This is a genomic window from Kitasatospora sp. NPDC058218 (assembly GCF_042882445.1).
Lineage (GTDB): Bacteria > Actinomycetota > Actinomycetes > Streptomycetales > Streptomycetaceae > Kitasatospora.
Genome location: NZ_JBHVWC010000160.1, coordinates 1 through 1,952, shown reverse-complemented (window position 1 = coordinate 1,952; position 1,952 = coordinate 1). Strand labels below are relative to the sequence as shown.

Here is a 1,952-nt window from a genome sequence, read left to right as displayed (position 1 = left end):
AAATCGGTTTGTCATTCTGACAAATAACCCTTCGGGAAATAAAAAAAACGGCTCCATAAAGAGGAACCGTTTTGCTTCAAAAATCACGTTTTGTGTTATACTGGAGAAACGAAATTGTGTTTTCAAAATTGTCATTTTCGACATGATAACTTTTCTCGTAGTGTGGTTTTGCCGAACCCACTACTTTTTTTATGTCTCCGAACTTCATTTCTTCCCGTTCCGGCTTAACAATCCCTTTTGATTTTCGATACATATTCATTCCGGAAGGATACATGTGCAGCCGTCCGCCTTTTAAAAATTTCTTTTCCCGACCTTCTACGATCTTTGTTTGCACCTCACAGCCCTCTGAAGCCACTTTTAAGGCTGTTTCCCTGTCTTGGACATCTTCTAGGTCTATATCAGTCAAATAAGCGCTCAAATAGGCTCCTATGTTGTCTATATCCTTTAATGACTTGATTGTTACAAATCCTAAACCCCATAGACTCCTTAATTCAGCATTTTTAATATAAATCTTATCCAAATCATTAAAGCGCATTAAAACATGACAATGCCAGGCTCCACGTCCTTGTGGCTCTACCACCGATAAATAATCTATCGAACTTTCTTTCTTGTATTTATAACGCAACCTGTCGATAAAATTTTGAAAATCACTATAAAGTTTTTTCGTGTCCGTCATATTTTTCTTGTATGTCAAAGTTATATGTAATTCATTTGGCCGTCCTATAAAATTGTTATTTATCAAATAACGCAGCTTCTTAAAGGTTTGTCTCAAAGAATTATAATTTTCCTGCCGATTTTCCGAATGCTCGAACTCCCGGATCTCCCCAGTAGAGAGGTCTACAAACCTATCCTTGTCCAATTTTTTGATATTATTTTTCCGGTTCATCTTCTCCATATGCTGAACTTCAATGACGTGATTCATAGTGGTCACTTTTACAACATCATTTGGAGCTATGAAAACCGCGTCACCATTGCGTTTATCCATCCATTTCCCCTCAATTTTTCCTGTAATGTTTAATTAAAATCAAGTTAATAATAAAGAACCCCAAATCCGAAGTCAGTTTTTCAACAAAAATTAGCGTCCTTTTCCCAAATAGTCCCTATACAATTCCTTAATAGCAAACTCAATTACAGCATCTTTTGAAACTCTTCCAAATTCATTGTGTTTTGTAAAATGTTCGGCTAATAACTCTAGCTTTTTAAATGTTTCAACAGTAATTCGAGGTCCAATTTGTTTTTTCTCTTCCATCCAAACACACTCCTAACAAGTTGTTAACATAATTCTAACATTGGAAATAATAGAATTCAAGAACAGAAAAAAGAAGCACACTCGGAATGATATTTCGTTTCCTTTTGATTCCGAGCCTCCACCCCTTACAATCCCCAAAGGCAACCGACAAGGGAAAATTCGTCCCTTATCGGCACCTCCGGAAATTGTACAGCAAGGGGTCACTCCCAATAAAAAGACTACGACATATAAAACAGGTTTAGCTTCAGAGAAAAAGAGCATAAGGAAACTCGGTGCCACCCTAAAAAAAAGGGTGTCAAACAGGCTGTGCCTGTTGAGTTTCTATGCTCTTAGAACAGGTGCCGTTTTTGAAGCCAAAGATATAGCATAGATACCCCATAGATATAGCAGGGATATACCAAAATATCTCTAGAGATACGGGTATCTATGCTATATCTCTCTACAAGATTCCTCCACACGCTTGACGGAAATGCTTCAGCATTTTAGCACTCACTCGACAGAGTGTATAAGTGCGCCATTCGGAATTTCAAAGCTTCAAATTTCACAGAGAGTGCCCATTTATACACACCCCCTAAATCGTGGTGTGACAATGGGTTCTCGCCGGCTCGAAATCGGTTTGTCATTCTGACAAATAACCCTTCGGGAAATAAAAAAAACGGCTCCATAAAGAGGAACCGTTTTGCTTCAAAAATCACGTTTTGTG

At 37.9% G+C, this 1,952-nt stretch carries 2 protein-coding genes; both read right to left on the bottom strand.

The annotated features are described in order from the left end of the window. Window positions 1–76: 76 nt before the first annotated feature. Window positions 77–985, bottom strand: coding sequence for a hypothetical protein (locus ACFVYI_RS42385; protein ID WP_375839305.1), 909 nt, complete (start codon window positions 983–985; stop codon window positions 77–79). Window positions 986–1,075: 90 nt separating this feature from the next. Continuing rightward, window positions 1,076–1,249: a hypothetical protein gene (locus tag ACFVYI_RS42380; protein ID WP_375839303.1), complete on the bottom strand. Its 174-nt coding sequence runs from the start codon at window positions 1,247–1,249 to the stop codon at window positions 1,076–1,078. Window positions 1,250–1,952 lie beyond the last annotated feature (703 nt).

Coding starts and splice junctions, on each gene's coding strand:
- ACFVYI_RS42385 (WP_375839305.1), bottom strand. CDS start 985: ATGGATAAACGCAATGGTGACGCGGTTTTCATAGCTCCAAATGATGTT.
- ACFVYI_RS42380 (WP_375839303.1), bottom strand. CDS start 1,249: ATGGAAGAGAAAAAACAAATTGGACCTCGAATTACTGTTGAAACATTT.